Annotated in this window: 19 protein-coding genes; 14 read left to right on the top strand and 5 right to left on the bottom strand. The window is 62.5% G+C overall.

From position 1 onward, the window contains the following. Positions 1–48: 48 nt before the first annotated feature. From mpl to M5B42_RS20725, 3 genes are read left to right on the top strand one after another with little or no spacing between them, the layout of a single operon-like run. Entirely contained in the window at positions 49–1,398 is a 1,350-nt protein-coding gene (mpl, locus tag M5B42_RS20715) for a UDP-N-acetylmuramate:L-alanyl-gamma-D-glutamyl-meso-diaminopimelate ligase (protein ID WP_248746864.1), read from the top strand. After that, positions 1,395–2,027: a flavin prenyltransferase UbiX gene (gene ubiX / locus M5B42_RS20720; RefSeq protein WP_103495795.1), complete on the top strand. Its 633-nt coding sequence runs from the start codon at positions 1,395–1,397 to the stop codon at positions 2,025–2,027. Before mpl ends, ubiX begins: the two co-directional genes overlap by 4 nt. Beyond that, entirely contained in the window at positions 2,020–2,307 is a 288-nt protein-coding gene (locus tag M5B42_RS20725) for a YceK/YidQ family lipoprotein (protein WP_103495796.1), read from the top strand. Before ubiX ends, M5B42_RS20725 begins: the two co-directional genes overlap by 8 nt. Before the next feature lie 60 nt (positions 2,308–2,367). Here the strand turns inward: M5B42_RS20725 and M5B42_RS20730 are convergent, their stop codons facing one another. The 3 genes from M5B42_RS20730 to M5B42_RS20740 form a co-directional block, all read right to left on the bottom strand. Then, entirely contained in the window at positions 2,368–3,009 is a 642-nt protein-coding gene (locus M5B42_RS20730; RefSeq protein WP_103495797.1) for an NAD(P)H-binding protein, read from the bottom strand. A 27-nt stretch (positions 3,010–3,036) separates the two neighbouring features. Beyond that, positions 3,037–4,755, bottom strand: coding sequence for a C13 family peptidase (locus M5B42_RS20735; protein WP_103495798.1), 1,719 nt, complete (start codon positions 4,753–4,755; stop codon positions 3,037–3,039). Positions 4,756–4,857: 102 nt separating this feature from the next. Beyond that, positions 4,858–5,313 carry a MaoC family dehydratase gene (locus M5B42_RS20740; RefSeq protein WP_103495799.1) on the bottom strand — a complete coding sequence of 152 codons (456 nt, stop codon included), beginning with the start codon at positions 5,311–5,313 and terminating at the stop codon, positions 4,858–4,860. 163 nt (positions 5,314–5,476) lie between these two features. Between M5B42_RS20740 and M5B42_RS20745 the strand changes: the two genes are divergently transcribed. The 5 genes from M5B42_RS20745 (at position 5,477) to M5B42_RS20765 (ending at position 7,922) form a co-directional block, all read left to right on the top strand. Further along, positions 5,477–5,833 carry a CidA/LrgA family protein gene (locus tag M5B42_RS20745; RefSeq protein ID WP_103495800.1) on the top strand — a complete coding sequence of 119 codons (357 nt, stop codon included), beginning with the start codon at positions 5,477–5,479 and terminating at the stop codon, positions 5,831–5,833. Positions 5,834–5,835: 2 nt separating this feature from the next. Next, positions 5,836–6,552, top strand: coding sequence for an LrgB family protein (locus M5B42_RS20750; RefSeq protein ID WP_103495801.1), 717 nt, complete (start codon positions 5,836–5,838; stop codon positions 6,550–6,552). A gap of 10 nt (positions 6,553–6,562) precedes the next feature. Next, positions 6,563–7,153 carry an LON peptidase substrate-binding domain-containing protein gene (locus M5B42_RS20755; protein ID WP_103495802.1) on the top strand — a complete coding sequence of 197 codons (591 nt, stop codon included), beginning with the start codon at positions 6,563–6,565 and terminating at the stop codon, positions 7,151–7,153. A gap of 184 nt (positions 7,154–7,337) precedes the next feature. Next, positions 7,338–7,586, top strand: coding sequence for a cold-shock protein (locus tag M5B42_RS20760; RefSeq protein WP_152741731.1), 249 nt, complete (start codon positions 7,338–7,340; stop codon positions 7,584–7,586). Positions 7,587–7,688: 102 nt separating this feature from the next. Beyond that, entirely contained in the window at positions 7,689–7,922 is a 234-nt protein-coding gene (locus tag M5B42_RS20765; protein ID WP_152741732.1) for a cold shock domain-containing protein, read from the top strand. On the opposite strand, the gene M5B42_RS20770 is transcribed toward M5B42_RS20765, so the two are convergent. Then, positions 7,916–9,232, bottom strand: a complete 1,317-nt coding sequence (locus M5B42_RS20770; protein WP_248746865.1) for a bifunctional DedA family/phosphatase PAP2 family protein — start codon at positions 9,230–9,232, stop codon at positions 7,916–7,918. The genes M5B42_RS20765 and M5B42_RS20770 overlap by 7 nt on opposite strands. Positions 9,233–9,378: 146 nt before the next feature. Continuing rightward, positions 9,379–10,065, bottom strand: coding sequence for a DNA-3-methyladenine glycosylase (locus M5B42_RS20775; protein WP_248746866.1), 687 nt, complete (start codon positions 10,063–10,065; stop codon positions 9,379–9,381). Positions 10,066–10,246: 181 nt separating this feature from the next. Between M5B42_RS20775 and M5B42_RS20780 the strand changes: the two genes are divergently transcribed. From M5B42_RS20780 to rodA, 6 genes are all read left to right on the top strand, one after another. Continuing rightward, complete coding sequence (locus M5B42_RS20780) at positions 10,247–11,518, top strand: glutamate-5-semialdehyde dehydrogenase (protein ID WP_248746867.1); 1,272 nt, start codon at positions 10,247–10,249, stop codon at positions 11,516–11,518. 16 nt (positions 11,519–11,534) lie between these two features. Further along, a complete protein-coding gene (gene nadD / locus M5B42_RS20785) occupies positions 11,535–12,209 on the top strand; it encodes a nicotinate-nucleotide adenylyltransferase (protein WP_247263181.1) in 675 nt (224 codons plus the stop codon). A 70-nt stretch (positions 12,210–12,279) separates the two neighbouring features. Further along, on the top strand, positions 12,280–12,774 hold the full coding sequence (rsfS, locus tag M5B42_RS20790; protein WP_103495809.1) for a ribosome silencing factor: 495 nt from the start codon (positions 12,280–12,282) through the stop codon (positions 12,772–12,774). A gap of 9 nt (positions 12,775–12,783) precedes the next feature. Then, a complete protein-coding gene (gene rlmH, locus M5B42_RS20795; protein ID WP_040071182.1) occupies positions 12,784–13,251 on the top strand; it encodes a 23S rRNA (pseudouridine(1915)-N(3))-methyltransferase RlmH in 468 nt (155 codons plus the stop codon). A 9-nt stretch (positions 13,252–13,260) separates the two neighbouring features. Next, positions 13,261–15,147 (top strand): penicillin-binding protein 2, encoded by a 1,887-nt coding sequence (gene mrdA, locus M5B42_RS20800; protein WP_248746868.1) that lies wholly within the window; start codon positions 13,261–13,263, stop codon positions 15,145–15,147. Between the two features lie 38 nt (positions 15,148–15,185). Next, complete coding sequence (rodA, locus tag M5B42_RS20805) at positions 15,186–16,289, top strand: rod shape-determining protein RodA (protein WP_177099602.1); 1,104 nt, start codon at positions 15,186–15,188, stop codon at positions 16,287–16,289. Positions 16,290–16,295: the final 6 nt, after the last annotated feature.

The raw sequence follows: 16,295 nt of genomic DNA on the forward strand, positions 1-16,295 counted from the left end.
TTTCCCCCGCCCTGGGCTAACCTGCGACCACGTTTTACGAGGTCGACTATGCACATTCATATTCTGGGTATCTGCGGTACGTTCATGGGTTCGATGGCCGTGCTGGCCAAGGAACTGGGCCATCACGTCACCGGTTCCGATGCCAACGTCTATCCACCGATGAGTACCCAGCTCCAGGCCCAGGGCATTGAACTGACCCAGGGCTACGATCCGGCACAACTCGATCCGGCCCCGGACCTGGTGGTGATCGGCAATGCCATGTCCCGTGGCAATCCGGCGGTCGAATACGTCTTGAACAAGGGCCTGCCCTATGTGTCCGGCCCGCAGTGGCTGGCGGACCATGTGCTGCAAGGCCGCTGGGTCCTGGCCGTGGCCGGCACCCACGGCAAGACCACCACCAGCAGCATGCTGGCCTGGGTGCTGGAGCACGCCGGCATGAGCCCGGGGTTCCTGATCGGCGGCGTGCCGCAGAACTTTTCGGTATCGGCCCGCCTGGGCAGCACGCCATTCTTCGTGATCGAAGCCGATGAGTACGACAGCGCCTTTTTCGACAAGCGCTCCAAGTTCGTCCACTACCGCCCGCGCACTGCGATCCTGAACAACCTGGAGTTCGATCACGCGGATATTTTCCCGGACCTGGCGGCGATCGAGCGGCAATTCCACCATCTGGTGCGGACCATCCCGAGCGAAGGCCTGGTGATTCACCCGACCACCGAGCCGGCCTTGCAGCGCGTGATCGAAATGGGCTGCTGGACCCCGGTGCAGACCACCGGCGCCGGCGGTCAGTGGCAGGTCAAGCTGCTCAGTGAAGACGGCTCGCGCTTTGAAGTGATGTTCGAAGGCGTGGCCCAAGGCACGGTCGAGTGGGACCTCACCGGCCAGCACAACGTTGCCAATGCCCTGGCCACCCTGGCGGCGGCGCGGCATGTCGGTGTGGTGCCGGCCATGGGTATTGCCGCCCTCAGCGTGTTCAAGAGCGTGAAGCGGCGGATGGAAAAGGTCGCCGAGGTCCACGGCGTGACGATCTACGACGACTTCGCCCACCACCCGACGGCCATCGCCACCACCCTGGATGGCCTGCGCAAGAAAATCGGCGACGCGCCCTTGATCGCCATTATCGAGCCGCGCTCCAACTCGATGAAGCTCGGTGCCCACCGTGATGGTTTGCCGGACAGCGTGGTCCAGGCCGATCAGGTGATCTGGTATGCGCCGGCCAATCTCGGTTGGGACCTGGGTGCCACCGCGGCGCTGTGCTCGGTGCCGTCCATCGTCAGCGATTCCCTGGAAGGCATTATCGAACGGGTGAAAAGCCAGGCCAAACCCGGCACCCACGTGGTGATCATGAGCAACGGCGGCTTCGGCGGCCTGCACGGCAAACTGGCCGAGGCGCTGCAATGAACAACGGACCGGAACGCATCACTTTGGCGATGACCGGCGCTTCCGGCGCGCCCTATGGCCTGCGCCTGCTCGACTGCCTGGTGCGCGAGGACCGCGAGGTGCATTTTCTGATCTCCAAGGCCGCGCAGTTGGTCATGGCCACGGAGACCGATGTGGCGCTGCCGGCCAAGCCGCAGATGATGCAGGCTTTCCTCACGGAATATACCGGCGCGGCGGCCGGACAGATCCGGGTGTATGGCAAGGAAGACTGGATGTCGCCGGTGGCCTCGGGCTCCGGCGCGCCGGCGGCTATGGTGGTGGTGCCCTGTTCCACCGGGACTTTGTCGGCGATTGCCACGGGGGCCTGCAACAACCTGATCGAGCGGGCGGCGGATGTCACTCTCAAGGAGCGCCGTCAGTTGATCCTGGTGCCGCGCGAGGCGCCGTATTCGAGCATTCATCTGGAGCATATGCTCAAGCTGTCGAATATGGGCGTGACCATCCTGCCGGCGTCGCCGGGCTTTTATCATCAGCCGCAGACCATCGATGACCTGGTGGATTTTGTCGTGGCGCGGATTCTCAACCTGTTGAATATCCCCCAGGACATGCTGCCGCGTTGGGGCGAACACCATTTGAGCAGTGATGAGTAGGCCGCTGCTGTACCTGCTGCTGGCGCTGCAACTGGCCGGCTGTGCGACCGCGCGGACCCTGGACGCCGGCAAGGCCGGAGCACCCATAGTGTATTCGGGGATGCGCCTGGATCTGTATGCGTTGCAGGGTGGTTGTTGCGCTTATGACCGCTTTGGGGCAGAGGCGCCGAGTTATCCCGGGGTGGATCTGCCTGCCAGTGCGTTGCTGGATACGCTGTTATTGCCGCTGTCGGTGTTGACGGTATTGGGCGTGGGGTATCAGGCGACGGGCGGGTTGTAGCACCGAGTGACAACCGCTCCCACAGGGTATGCATTCCATTGCTCTTCATGCAGGGTGGTGCTATTTGCCCAGCCGACGCAATTCGTCCGACTCGACAATCCGCACCCCATCCTGCTCTTCCAGCGCCAGGCGCCACAGCGCTCGCGCCAACTGGCAGGCCTCGATACCGCGATATTTCCCCGGAATCAGTTTCGACAGCGGTGCCGCCAACTGTTCCGCCAGGCGCGGCTCGACCCGCTCTCCCAGCAGCAACGAAGGACGGGCGATGGTCAGCTGCGGCCAGTTCTGCGCCCGCAGTGACTGTTCCATCTCGCCCTTGACCCGGCTGTAGAACACCTTGGATTTTGGATCGGCATCGATGGCACTGACCACGATCAGGTGCCGCGCGCCCATTTCCCGTGCGCGCTTGCCAAAGGCCACGACCATGTCATGGTCCACGGCGCGAAACGCTTCCTCGGAACCCGCCAGCTTGATGGTGGTGCCCAGGCAGCAGATGGCCAGATCCACGCGGCCACTCAACTGCGGCAGGAAAATCGCTGGATCGCCCACCGGATTTTCCAGGTGCGGATGTTCGGCCAACGGTCGGCGCGAGGGTGCCAGTACACGGGTAACCGTCGGCTCGTTGAGCAGGCGGTCAAGCAGATGTTCACCGGTCAGGCCGGTGGCTCCAGCGAGCAGGATATGCTGAGGCGTCAAGTACATAAAAGACCTCCCTTGATACAGTTCAGCTTAGTTGCTCTTGGCAGTCTTGCTGTCTAGCGAAGCGCTTTGCAACGCTTTTCGTGCCTGTTGTTTACGCAACGCCTGCCAATGTGCCAGCACGCCCTTGGGGGCCCAGATCTGCGGTTCCGACGCCTCGAAATTATCCGCCTGTTCGCGCTCGGCGACATGGGCCTTGGCCAGGGCGAAGGCTTGCTGCAGGTCGTCGGTCTGGTTCAGCGCCTGGGCGAACAGGGCGTCACCGAAATAGGTGAAATCCGCTTCCTCGGAACAGCCGAAGGAAACCCGGTCCTCGCGGGACGCGGTCATGATCAAGGTTCTTTCATCCTTGAGCGCCGGGATGAAGCCGCCGGAGTAACAAGCGGAAATCACGATGACCTTGTCGCGGTTTTTCAGCGGTGCCAGCGCCGAGGCCAGTTCATCGGCCGGCAGGTCGGCCAGTTCCAGGCGTGGCTGATCCAGCACGAACTCGTGTTCATGGGTGCCATGACTGGTCAGGTAGATGAAGATCAGGTCTTCCGGCCCGCTGCGCTCGGCCAGGGTCTGGGCGGCGCGGCGCAGGTTCTCGCGGGTGGCCATCGGCCGATCGCCCAGGTGGTCGCGATGGTTCACCAGGCTGATCTGGCCATAGGCGCCGAAGCGGGTGGCGAGCATCTGGTTGACGTAATCGGCCTCGCGCATGAATACGCTTTGCTTGCCGTCGCCGGCCAGTACCAGGCTGTAGAGTTCGATCGCCGGGGTAGAGGCCGGCACGGCGGCCAGGGCTTTGTCCAGCAGCGGGCCCTGGGCCAGCAGGCCAAGCTCCAGCAGGTCGGGCAGCAGCTTGCCGTCGGCATCGCGGACCCGCTGGCCGTTGGTCCAGGTGCCGCTTTGCACACTGCCGTCGGCCAGGGTCAGGCTGCCACGACCGTTATAGGTGTCGCTGGCGAATTCGCCGATATAGACGCTGCCGTCGCCCAGGGTCAAATGCCCCTGGCCGTTGAAGCGCCACTCGCTGAACTCGCCGCGATAGTGGCTGCCGTCGACGCCGATCAGTTGGCCCTTGCCGCTGAGTACGCCGTCCTTGAATTCACCGATCCAGACATCGCCATCGGCATTTTCGTAGCGGCCCTTGCCATTGAGCTGGTTGCGCTTGAAACCGCCGGCATACTGGTCGCCGTCGGCGCTGTTGAAGGTGCCAACCCCTTCCAGTTGACCGTTGACGAAGTGGCCGGTGAACAGGTTGCCGTTGGCATCGCTGCGCTGCCCCTCGCCGTTGGGCTTGCCGTGGGCGAACTCGCCCTGGTATTGGCTGCCGTCTTCCAGTTCCAGATGGCCGAGGCCCGAGTACTGGTCGTCCTTGAATTCGCCGCGGTAGGTCATGCCGGCTTCTTTGAGCGTGCCTTCGCCATCGCGCCGGCCCTGCTTGAAGCCACCGGTGTAGACGCTGTCGTGCACGGTCAAGGTGCCCTGGCCGTGGAACAGGCCCTGCTGGAACTGACCCTTGTAGACCTCGCCATTGCTGCCGTGCCACTCGCCGTCGCCTTGCCACTGGCCATGGTCGAACTGGCCGGCGTACCAGCTGCCGCTGGGGTAGTCGATGCGACCCTGGCCTTGCAGCAGCCCATTGATCACTTCGCCGCGATAGCGACCGCCGTCCGGCAGACGAGCGTCCGGCGGCAATAGCGATTCGCCATCACCGCAGGCGGTGAGCAGCAGGGTCAAAGCAAGGGGTACGAGTGGGCGCATAACGGGATCCGGATAATTAGGGGACCGAGTATGCCGTAGCAATATGGCGTGTCCAGTGTCCTGCACGAAACAGAGTGCACTCTGTTTCGTGAGTACGGGGTATCAGACGAAGCAGAGTGACAGGGGTTCAGCGATATAGGCGGGTTTTTCCTGGCCTTCGATTTCCAGTGTAGCGGTAGCCTTGAGCAGCCATTGGCCGGGTTTCTTCTCGGTGACTTCGGTCAGTTCGACCTTGAGACGCACCCGCGAGTCGACCTTCACCGGCTGGATGAAGCGCACGCTGTCCAGGCCGTAGTTGACCGCCATCTTCAGGCCTTCGGGCATGATGAAGATGTCTTCCATCAGTTTCGGAATCAGCGACAGCGACAGGAAACCGTGGGCGATGGTACTGCCGAACGGGGTTTGCGCGGCCTTGACCGGGTCGACATGGATGAACTGATAGTCGCCGGTAGCTTCGGCGAACAGGTTGATCCGCGCCTGGTCGATGGTGAGCCATTCGGAATGTCCGAGTTCCTTGCCGACATAATCGTTGAGCTGCGCTACAGGTACATAGGGCATTGACACACTCCTTGGTCTATCGAGTTATCGGGCCTCGGGTTGCAGCCCTTGGCATCCACTGTAGATCATCATGGGACATGTGCCCGGTCAAGGCACCCTACCTTTGGTGAATGGCGCTATATGGGCGTGCTTATAATGCTGGCATCTTCAGGGGAGAGTTCGGATGTTGTTACGCGGCCTGACCTGGCTGGTGCTGTTTCAGTTGCTCGGCACCGCCCTCAATCATTTGTGTGTGCCTGTGTTGCCGGGGCCGATTATCGGCCTGTTGTTCCTGCTGGGGTTTCTGATGGTGCGTGGCGAAGTCAGTGCGCCGTTGAGTGAGGCGGCCTCCAGTTTGTTGCGTTATCTGCCGCTGTTGCTGGTGCCGCCGGCGGTGGGCGTGATGGTCTATGCCAGGCAGATCGCCGCGGACTTCTGGGCGATTGCTGGGGCACTGGTGTTGTCGGTGTTGATCTCCATGGCGTTCGTCGGGGTATTGATGAACGCCCTGATCAAGCGCCACGCCCGGCGCGGAGAGTAACCATGAACTTCGACTGGCAGGGGGCCTGGGCGTCGGTGATCCATCATCCGCTGTTCGGTATCGGTATTACCCTGGGCGCCTATCAACTGGTGCTGGCGGGTTTCGAGAAGACCCGCTGGGTGTTCCTGCAACCGGTCCTGGCCTCGATGGTGCTGGTGGTCGCCATCCTGTTGCTCTGTGGCCTGGAGTATGCCGAGTACCGCAAGAGCACCGAGATTCTCGGTATTCTGCTGGGACCGGCCACGGTGGCGCTGGCCGTGCCGCTGTACCTGAACTTGCGGCGGATCCGGCAGTTGTTCTGGCCGATTTTTACTACGCTGGTGATTGGCGGGATACTGGCGACAGGCCTGGGGGTGTTGCTGGGCTGGCTGTTCGGGGCCGATCACATGATCCTGATGACCCTGTTGCCCAAGTCGGTGACTTCGCCCATCGCCATGCTGGTGGCCGAGCAGATCGGTGGCGTCGCGGCGCTGGCGGCGGTGTTCGTGTTGATCACCGGGGTCATCGGCGCCATTGCCGGGCCCTGGTTGCTGACGCGGTTGGGTGTGCATGCAGCGGAAGCCCGGGGCATGGCCCTGGGCATGACCGCCCATGCGGTGGGGACCTCGGTCGCCTTGCAGGAAAGTGAAGAATGCGGCGCCTTCGCGGCGCTGGCGATGAGCCTGATGGGCGTGGCCACGGCAGTCTTGCTGCCGTTGGCGGTAACTTTGGTGGTTTAAGGAAATCGTTATGAGCCTGGCGTTGTTTCCCCTGAACACCGTGCTGTTTCCCGGTTGTATCCTCGATTTGCAGATTTTCGAGGCGCGGTACCTGGACATGATCAGTCGCTGCATGAAACAGGGCAGCGGTTTTGGCGTGGTCTGCATTCTCGAGGGGCAGGAGGTCGGCGATGCGCCGGAGGGCTTTGCCCTGGTCGGTTGTGAAGCGTTGATCCGCGATTTCCAGCAGCAGGACAACGGCTTGCTGGGCATTCGGGTCGAAGGCGGCCGGCGTTTCCGCGTGCTGAGCAGTGAGCTGCAACGCGATCAACTGACGGTCGCCGAGGTCGAGTGGCTGGATGAGGTTCCCGAGCAGCCATTGCAGGACGAGGACGAAGACTTGGTGGCCCTGCTCAAGGCGCTGGCCGAACACCCGATGGTCGCGGCCCTGAACATGGGGGCCGAAGCGACCGGGCAGCAATCGTTGGCCAATCAGTTGGCCTATCTGCTGCCGTTTTCCGAGTTGGACAAGATCGACCTGTTGGAACTGGATGATCCTCAACAGCGCCTGGATGCGATTCAGGTGTTATTGGACGAATTGCAAGGCGAGTTGTTTGCTTGAGTGGGCCCATGTAATGACATGGAATAACCGTTATATAAAAATAATCTGAAAACCTGTCAGAAATGACAGTAGCGCCGACAGGCGCAATGGATCCAGGATTGAACGGCAGAAATATGGAAAGCTCGCAGGACGAATGTTGTCCACGGACGAGCTTTTCGTCATTCAGTGACTGGGAAAATTTGAAATGTCAGAGCATACGGAACACAAGGAACCCTCGTCGCACTCCGGGCCCAGAAAAGGTACGGTCAAGTGGTTCAATGATGCAAAAGGGTTCGGGTTTATCACGCCGGACGATGGGGCAGCAGATGTTTTTGTGCATTTCAGAGCCATCCAGGGCAGTGGTTTTAAAAGTCTCGCTGAAGGGCAGAAAGTGAGCTTTAAAACTACCCAGGGGCAAAAGGGTCTGCAAGCGGACGAAGTTCAAATACTTTGAGGTTCTGCTGCGTGGAAACAGCTGTCCAAGTATCCCTTGGATGACCGAACCTTATTCAGTTCGGCGCCACGGCGTGCGTCTTCCTTTTTGGGATAAGCAATCATGGATAAGCACGGCGAAGAACGTTACGACTCCGCCCGGGGCGGAGTAGGCGTGATCACAGCGCATGTGGACGGACGAGAGCTTTTCTTTCACGTGAAATCCGTTGCCGACGGTGGGCCGAAGTTGAAGGCCGGCGACACCGTGACCTATGAAGTCGTGCAGGGCGAAGACGGCCGGTTTTATGCCATCAATCTTGAAGTCGTGGAAAGTGATCCCCCCGAAACGCCTCAATAGGCATATCGGCCGATTGCATGCTGCAAATGCCACATTGCATAAAAGCCATAGATCGCCACTGCGGCCGGCAGGATCAGCCACCAGGCCCTGGGGGGCATGGCCGGTAGCGGCATGAAACGCTCGCTGAGACTCAGGCTGGCGGCGAGCACCGTGATGGCGAGCAGGGCGCCGGCCAGGACGTCGGTGGGCCAGTGTGCGCCCAGGTATACCCGTGATGACGCTACCGCTAGTGCTGGCAGGCAGCCGAGCAATAGCCAGGTCATGCGCATCCTTGGCGGTTGTTCGCGCCCGGCCAGTATCGCCAGCATCAGGAAAAACGCGAACGAGCCCGAACTGTGGCCGCTGGGCATGCTGAAACTGGTGATCGGCTCGGACAGCACTTCCGGGCGGATCCGCGCGAAGAAGTATTTGGCGGCGGTGTTGCCCAGCGCCGTCACCGCCAGGGTGGCGCCGAAAAACAGCCCGTGACGCCATTGGCGGGCGAGAAACAGCAGGGTGGTCAGAGTCCCGGCGACGATGAACTGGATACGGAAATCGCCGAGGCGGGTGGCGATCACCGCTGCCACGTCCAGTGCCTGGTCGCGATGTTCCTGGACCAGCGCCATCAGGCCCTGGTCGAAGGCCTTGAGGTGCGGGTAGCCGATAAACAGGCTGACCAGCAACGCCAGGCTCAAGCCTGAAATCAGCAGTGTGGTTTTGGGGTGACGCTTCACGCTGCAATGGATGCACAGCCCGATCAGGGCGACGAGCCCGAGGGCGACCACGGCGGCCTGTGACCAGAACCCTTCAGGCAAGGGCAGGCGGATAGCCGCGCCGGTGGCCCAGCCCGGCAGCAGGTAGACCACCGACCAGCCGGCGCCGGCGATCAGGCTGACGCCGATAAAGCGCGGAAACGGCATGTCGCACATGCCCGCGATCATGGGCAGCATCGGGCGCAGGGGGCCGATAAACCGTCCGACCAGCAGGCTGGCGATGCCGTAGCGCTGGAAATAGCTTTCGGCGCCGCCGATCCACTGCGGGTGACTGCGCAGGCCGGGCAGGCGCCGGATGTTCTGGTGGAAACGGCGGCCCAGGGTGTAGGAGATCACATCGCCCAGCAAACCACCGATGAACCCCAGCAGCAGGGTTTCGCCCAGGGGCAGGGCGCCGCTGCCGGCCAGCACGGCGATGGCGAACAGCGTGACCGTGCCTGGCACGATGCTCCCGACGATGGCCAGGCATTCGAGGCAGGCGACGATGACAATCGCCAGGCCCAGCCATTGTGGGTTGGCGGTCAGCCAGCCGGTGATGCTATCGAGCCATGGGCCCATGAAGAATTTCCTTTTTCAGGCCAAACAAAAACATTGAGTCATGCACTCCCCATGTGGGAGCTGGCTTGCCAGCGATGAGGCCCGCAAGTCTTGCACCGACTGTCCGGCCGCCATCGCCAGGTCATGTGCCTGCAGGAGGCGCGCTCTCAGGTATGCAGCAAGTAATCGCGACCTTCGACCTGCCCCCGCCGCAGCGGGTTGCGCGTGCAATACGGCGCATGGCTGGCATCGACGAAGCGGTACATCAGTTGTTCGTCACGCCCGTCGGGAATGCCCAGGCGGGTGGTCTGGATAATCTGTGTCACCTGGGTGCCGACATCCTCGACCACCAGTCCCTGCGGGTCGAAGCGCTTGGCATCCCACATCGGCACCTTGAGCCCGAGGGCCTTGCACAGCAGGGTCTGCCCCGCGCACAGCTTCTGTGTCGGGCGCGCGGAGCCATTGGCCGCCGGATTGTTCAGCAGCATCTGCGCCAGGCTGGCTGGCCCGGAGAGCTCGTCGACCCACGGATAAGCGGATTTGATCAGCACCGCGTTGCCAGGCCCGTGGGCGCTGAAGTTCAGCGAATCGCCGCCACGGGAGTAATACATATAGATATGTCCGCCATCCAGAAACAAAGCCTTACGCTTTTCTGTATAGCCGAGGGAGGCATGGCTGCCTTTTTCCTCGAGGTAATAGGCTTCGGTCTCGATGATCCGCGCTGCCAGCCAGAGATCGCCGACCTTGTGGCGGACGACTTTGCCCAGCAATTCACGGGCGAGCAGCTGCGCATCACGGTCGAAAAAGGCGTCGGGCAGGGCGTTCGGCAAGGGCGCAGGGGTAAGGCTGGACATCGTGGGCGCGAGACTGTTGATGGCTGATCGAGGGGCAAGCATAACGTTTTATGCCTTAATCGCGTCTGAACAGCGACTATTTGCCCTCCATTTCGACCATCCGCCCGGCACCGCTGTCCGTGAGGCGGCGCGACAGCTATAATCGGCCGCTTTCCTCTTTGCCAAGTCCCCCTTAAGAGCCATGACTGAGTCCGTTCTCGACTATATGACCCGTCTGGGTCGCGCTGCCCGCGAGGCTTCCCGCGTGATCGGCCGTGCCAGCACCGCGCAGAAGAACCGCGCCCTGCTGGCCGCCGCCGCCGCGCTGGACGCTGCCCGCGCCGAGCTGAGTGCCGCCAACGAACTCGATCTGGCCGCCGCCCGTGCCAATGGCCTGGAGCCAGCGCTGGTTGAGCGTCTGGCCCTGACCCCTGAACGCATCGACGGCATGATCGTCGGCCTGCGCCAGGTGGCGAGCCTGCCGGACCCGGTGGGGGCGATTCGCGACATGAGCTACCGGCCTTCGGGGATTCAGGTCGGCAAGATGCGCGTGCCCCTGGGCGTGATCGGCATCATCTACGAGTCGCGGCCGAACGTGACCATCGATGCGGCCAGCCTGTGCCTCAAGTCAGGTAACGCGACCATCCTGCGCGGCGGCTCCGAGGCCATTCATTCCAACCGCGCCATTGCCGCCTGTATCCAGCGCGGCCTGGACGAAGCCGGTCTGCCGGCGGCCGTGGTGCAGGTGGTGGAAACCACCGACCGCGCCGCCGTCGGGGCGCTGATCAGCATGCCCGAGTACGTCGATGTGATCGTGCCGCGCGGTGGCAAGGGCCTGATCGAGCGGGTCAGCCGCGAGGCGCGGGTGCCGGTGATCAAGCACCTGGACGGTATCTGCCATGTGTATGTCAGCGCCCACGCCGACCTGGCGAAGGCCCGCGACATCGCTTTCAACGCCAAGACCTACCGTTATGGCATCTGCGGCGCGATGGAAACCTTGCTGGTGGATAAGGCGGTCGCCGCCGAATTCCTCCCGGCCATGGCCGAGCGCCTGCGCGCCAAGGGCGTCGAGCTGCGCGGTTGCGAGCGGACCCGGGCGGTGATCGAGGCCATCGCCGCCAGCGAAGAGGACTGGAGCACCGAATACCTGGCGCCGATCCTGTCGATTCGGGTGGTCGACGGGCTGGACGCGGCCATCGAGCACATCAACCACTACGGCTCGCACCATACCGACGCCATCGTCACCGAAAACCTGGCGCAGTCCCGGGCCTTCATGGCCGAAGTCGACTCCAGTTCGGTGATGCTCAATGCCCCGACCTGCTTCGCCGACGGCTTCGAATACGGATTGGGTGCCGAGATCGGCATTTCTACTGATAAGCTGCACGCCCGCGGCCCGGTAGGGCTGGAAGGCCTGACCTGCGAGAAGTACATCGTGGTCGGCGACGGGCAGTTGCGCGGTCAGGCCGCGGTCTGAGCGAGTGAGTAAACGTCTGCCAGCCGTCGTCAGCCCGCGCCAGGTTCCGCCCCGGCGCATTGGCGTGCTCGGCGGAACCTTCGACCCGGTGCACATCGGCCATTTGCGCAGTGCCCTGGAAGTCGCGGAGCTGATGGACCTCGATGAGTTGCGCCTGACCCCCAGTGCCCGGCCGCCCCATCGGGATACACCGCAGGTCTCGGCCATTGATCGATTGGCCATGGTCGATTGCGCGGTGGCCGGCGTCAGCCCGCTGGTGGTGGACGACCGCGAGCTGCAACGGGACAAACCGTCCTACACGATCGACACCCTGGAACTGATGCGCGCCGAGCTGGCCGCCGAGGACCAGTTATTCTTGTTGTTGGGCTGGGACGCATTTTGCGGCCTGCCCACGTGGCACCGCTGGGAAGAATTGCTCCAGCATTGCCATATCCTGGTGCTGCAACGCCCGGATGCCGACAGCGAACCGCCGGATGCCTTGCGCAACCTGCTGGCCGCGCGGTCGGTCAGCGACCCGAAGGCCCTGCCGGGGCCTGGCGGGCATATTACATTCGTCTGGCAGACACCTCTCGCGGTGTCGGCCACCCAGATCCGTCAACTGCTGGCCAGCGGTAAGTCGGTACGTTACCTGGTGCCTGACGCGGTCCTGGCCTATATCGATGCGCACGGGCTGTACCGTGCGTCGAACTGAAACGGCGCGCTTGAAAGCACGAATAGTCGTGTATTGAAGCGCCCGAACATATGAGCAAAACGAGTTTTTTATGACCAACAACGACGTAAACAAAGTAAAGCGCAAAGGCACGTTCAAGAGTGCTCCGCTGCCGGAGAAAGTCCTCAGCGGTGAGCCCCTCAAGGGTGAAGAGCTGGTCAAGATTGCCGTAGCCGCCCTGGAAGACGTCAAGGGCCAGGACATCCTGGTGATCGACGTTCGTGAAAAGCAGAGCATCACCGACTTCATGATCATCGCCACCGGTACCTCCAACCGCCAGATCGGCGCGATGCTGGACAAGGTCCGCGAAGCGGTCAAGGCCCTGGGCATCAAGCCGCTGGGTGAAGAAGGCAAGGGCGACAGCGACTGGGTACTGTTGGACATGGACGACGTGATCGTCCACATGATGACCGCCAGCGCTCGTCAGTTCTATGACCTGGAGCGTTTGTGGCAGGGTGCCGAGCAGAGCCGTTCGGCCAGCGCCGCGCACCACAGCCCGGAAAACACCCATGAGCATTTCATCAAGCTCAACAAAGACCAGGAATAAGGTGGCGTTGTGCGCCTGCGCCTGATTGCTGTCGGTTCACGCATGCCCAAGTGGGTGGAAGAGGGTTGGCACGAGTATGCCAAGCGTCTGCCATCCGAACTGGCGCTGGAACTGGTGGAAATTCCGCTCAATACCCGGGGCAAGAACGCCGACGTGACGCGTTTTATCCGTCAGGAAGGCGAAGCGATGCTGGCCAAGGTCGGTCCGAACGAGCGGATCGTCACGCTGGAGGTCCATGGCAAGCCGTGGAGCACCGAGCAGTTGGCGGTCGAGCTGGATCGCTGGCGGCTGGATTCGCGCACGGTCAACTTCATGGTCGGCGGTCCCGAGGGGCTGGCGCCGGAAGTCTGTGCGCGGGCCGATCAGCGCTGGTCGCTGTCGCCGCTGACCTTGCCGCACCCCTTGGTGCGGATCCTGATCGGTGAACAGCTGTATCGCGCCTGGACCGTGCTGTCCGGGCATCCTTACCATAAATAAGCCTGCCGAATGACCCAGCCGATTCGCCTCAAGGACCACGAGAAAGACGCCCGTCTGGTGCGTAACCGTGTCGTGGTCGGCGCAATTGTGGTGGTGGCGCTGATCGGTGTGCTGATCGCCCGGTTGTATTTCCTCCAGGTGATCCAGTACGACTATCACTCGACCAAGTCGGAAAACAACCGCGTCCATGTCCAGTCGATTCCGCCCAGCCGCGGCCTGATCTACGACCGTAATGGCCTTGTAGTGGCGGATAACCGGCCCAGCTTCAGCCTGAGCGTGACCCGTGAGCGCTCGGGTGACTGGCGCCAGGTGCTGGACGTGCTGGTGGAGGTCCTGCAGCTCACCCCGGAAGATCGCGTCCTTTTCGAAAAACGCGTGCGCCAGGGTCGGCGGCCGTTCGAGCCGGTGCCGATCCTGTTCGAGTTGACCGAAGAGCAGATCGCCCGGGTGGCCGTGAACCAGTTCCGCCTGCCGGGCGTCGAGGTGGTCGCGCAATTGGTTCGCCATTATCCCCAGGGTGCGCACTTCGCGCACTCGGTGGGCTATATGGGGCGGATCAACGAAGCGGAGCTCAAGGCCCTGGACCCGGTGAACTACAGCGGCACCCACCATATCGGCAAGACCGGCATCGAGCGTTTCTACGAGGCCGAGCTGCATGGCCAGGTGGGTTACGAGGAGGTCGAGACCAACGCCCGTGGGCGTATCCTGCGGGTGCTCAAGCGCACCGACCCGGTGCCGGGCAAGGACATTGTCCTGAGCCTGGACATCAAGCTGCAGGAAGCCGCCGAAGAGGCCCTCGGCGGCCGTCGTGGCGCCGTGGTGGCCTTGAACCCGGCCACCGGCGAGGTGCTGGCGATGGTCAGCCAACCGAGTTTCGACCCGAACCTGTTCGTCACCGGGATCGGCTTCAAGGCCTACGCCGAGTTGCGCGACTCCATCGATCGGCCGCTGTTCAACCGGGTGCTGCGCGGCCTTTATCCGCCCGGTTCGACCATCAAGCCGGCGGTGGCGATTGCCGGGCTCGACAGCGGCGTGGTCAACGCTACGACGCGGGTTTTCGACCCCGGTTACTACGAACTGCCCAACTACGATCACAAATACCGCAACTGGAACCGCACCGGCGATGGCTGGGTGGACCTGGACACGGCGATCATGCGTTCCAACGACACCTACTTCTATGACCTGGCCCACAAGCTGGGCATCGACCGGCTGTCCAACTACATGAACAAGTTCGGCCTGGGCCAGAAGGTCTCCCTGGACATGTTCGAGGAATCGCCGGGGCTGATGCCTTCGCGCGAATGGAAGCGCACCACCCGGCGTCAGGCCTGGTTCCCCGGCGAAACCCTGATCCTCGGGATCGGCCAGGGCTATATGCAGGCCACACCCCTGCAACTGGCCCAGGCCACGGCGTTGGTGGCGAACAAGGGCGTGTGGAACCGTCCGCACCTGGCCAAGACCATCGAAGGCCAGAAACCGCTGGATAAAGACCCGATGCCGGATATCGTCCTGCGTAACCAGGCGGATTGGGACAAGGTCAGCCATGGTATGCAGCAAGTGATGCACGGTGCCCGTGGCACCGCGCGCAAGGCGGCCGTCGGTTCGCAGTACCTGATCGCCGGCAAGAGCGGGACCGCCCAGGTCGTGGCGATCAAGCAGGGCGAGAAGTACGACCGCTCGAAAGTCCAGGAACGTCATCGCGACCACGCCCTGTTCGTCGGCTTCGCCCCGGCCAACAACCCGAAAATTGCCGTGGCGGTGATGGTCGAGAACGGTGAATCCGGTTCCGGCGTCGCCGCGCCGGTGGTTCGCCAGGTCATGGACGCCTGGTTGCTCGGCCCGGATGGCAAGCTCAAACCCGAATATGCCGACTCAACCCCCTTGCAGGTGATGCCTTGATCGCCAATTTCGACCGCATCCTCTCCAGTGAAGATGTGATGCGCCGCCGGGCCACCTTGTTGCAACGCATGCACATTGATGGCCCCTTGCTGGTCCTGCTGCTGACCCTGGCGGCCGGCAGCCTGTTCGTCCTCTATTCGGCCAGCGGCAAGAGCTGGGACCTGCTGATCAAGCAGGCCACCTCCTTCGGCATCGGCCTGGTCTCGATGTTCGTCATCGCCCAGCTCGAACCGCGCTTCATGGCGCGCTGGGTGCCACTGACCTACGTGTTGGGGGTGATGCTGCTGGTGGTGGTGGATGTCATGGGGCACAACGCCATGGGCGCCACGCGCTGGATCAATATTCCCGGGGTGATCCGCTTCCAACCGTCGGAATTCATGAAGATCCTGATGCCGGCGACCATCGCCTGGTACCTGTCCAAGCGCACCCTGCCGCCGCAGCTCAAGCACGTGGCCATCAGCCTGATGCTGATCGGCGTGCCGTTTATCCTGATCGTCCGCCAGCCCGACCTCGGCACCTCGCTGCTGGTCCTGGCCGGCGGTGCGTTCGTGCTGTTCATGGGCGGCCTGCGCTGGCGCTGGATCATCAGCGTACTGGCGGCGGCTATACCGGTGGCGGTGGGCATGTGGTTCTTTATCATGCACGACTACCAGAAACAGCGGATCCTGACCTTCCTCGACCCGGAAAGCGATCCGCTGGGCACCGGCTGGAATATCATCCAGTCCAAGGCCGCCATCGGTTCCGGTGGTGTATTCGGCAAGGGCTGGCTGCTGGGCACCCAGTCGCACCTGGACTTCCTGCCGGAAAGCCATACCGATTTCATTATCGCGGTGATGGGGGAAGAGTTCGGCCTGGTGGGTATTTGCGCCTTGCTGCTGCTCTACCTGCTGCTGATCGGGCGCGGGCTGGTGATTACCGCCCAGGCCCAGACGCTGTTCGGCAAACTGCTGGCCGGCAGCCTGACCATGACGTTTTTTGTGTATGTTTTCGTCAACATCGGTATGGTCAGCGGTCTGCTGCCGGTGGTGGGGGTGCCGTTGCCATTCATTAGCTATGGCGGAACTTCGCTGGTGACACTGCTGTCAGCGTTTGGGGTTTTGATGTCGATCCATACCCACCGCAAGTGGATCGCACAGGTTTGAGCAAGG

The sequence above is a fragment of the Pseudomonas sp. MWU12-2037 genome, from assembly GCF_023242345.1.
Lineage (GTDB): Bacteria > Pseudomonadota > Gammaproteobacteria > Pseudomonadales > Pseudomonadaceae > Aquipseudomonas > Aquipseudomonas gingeri_D.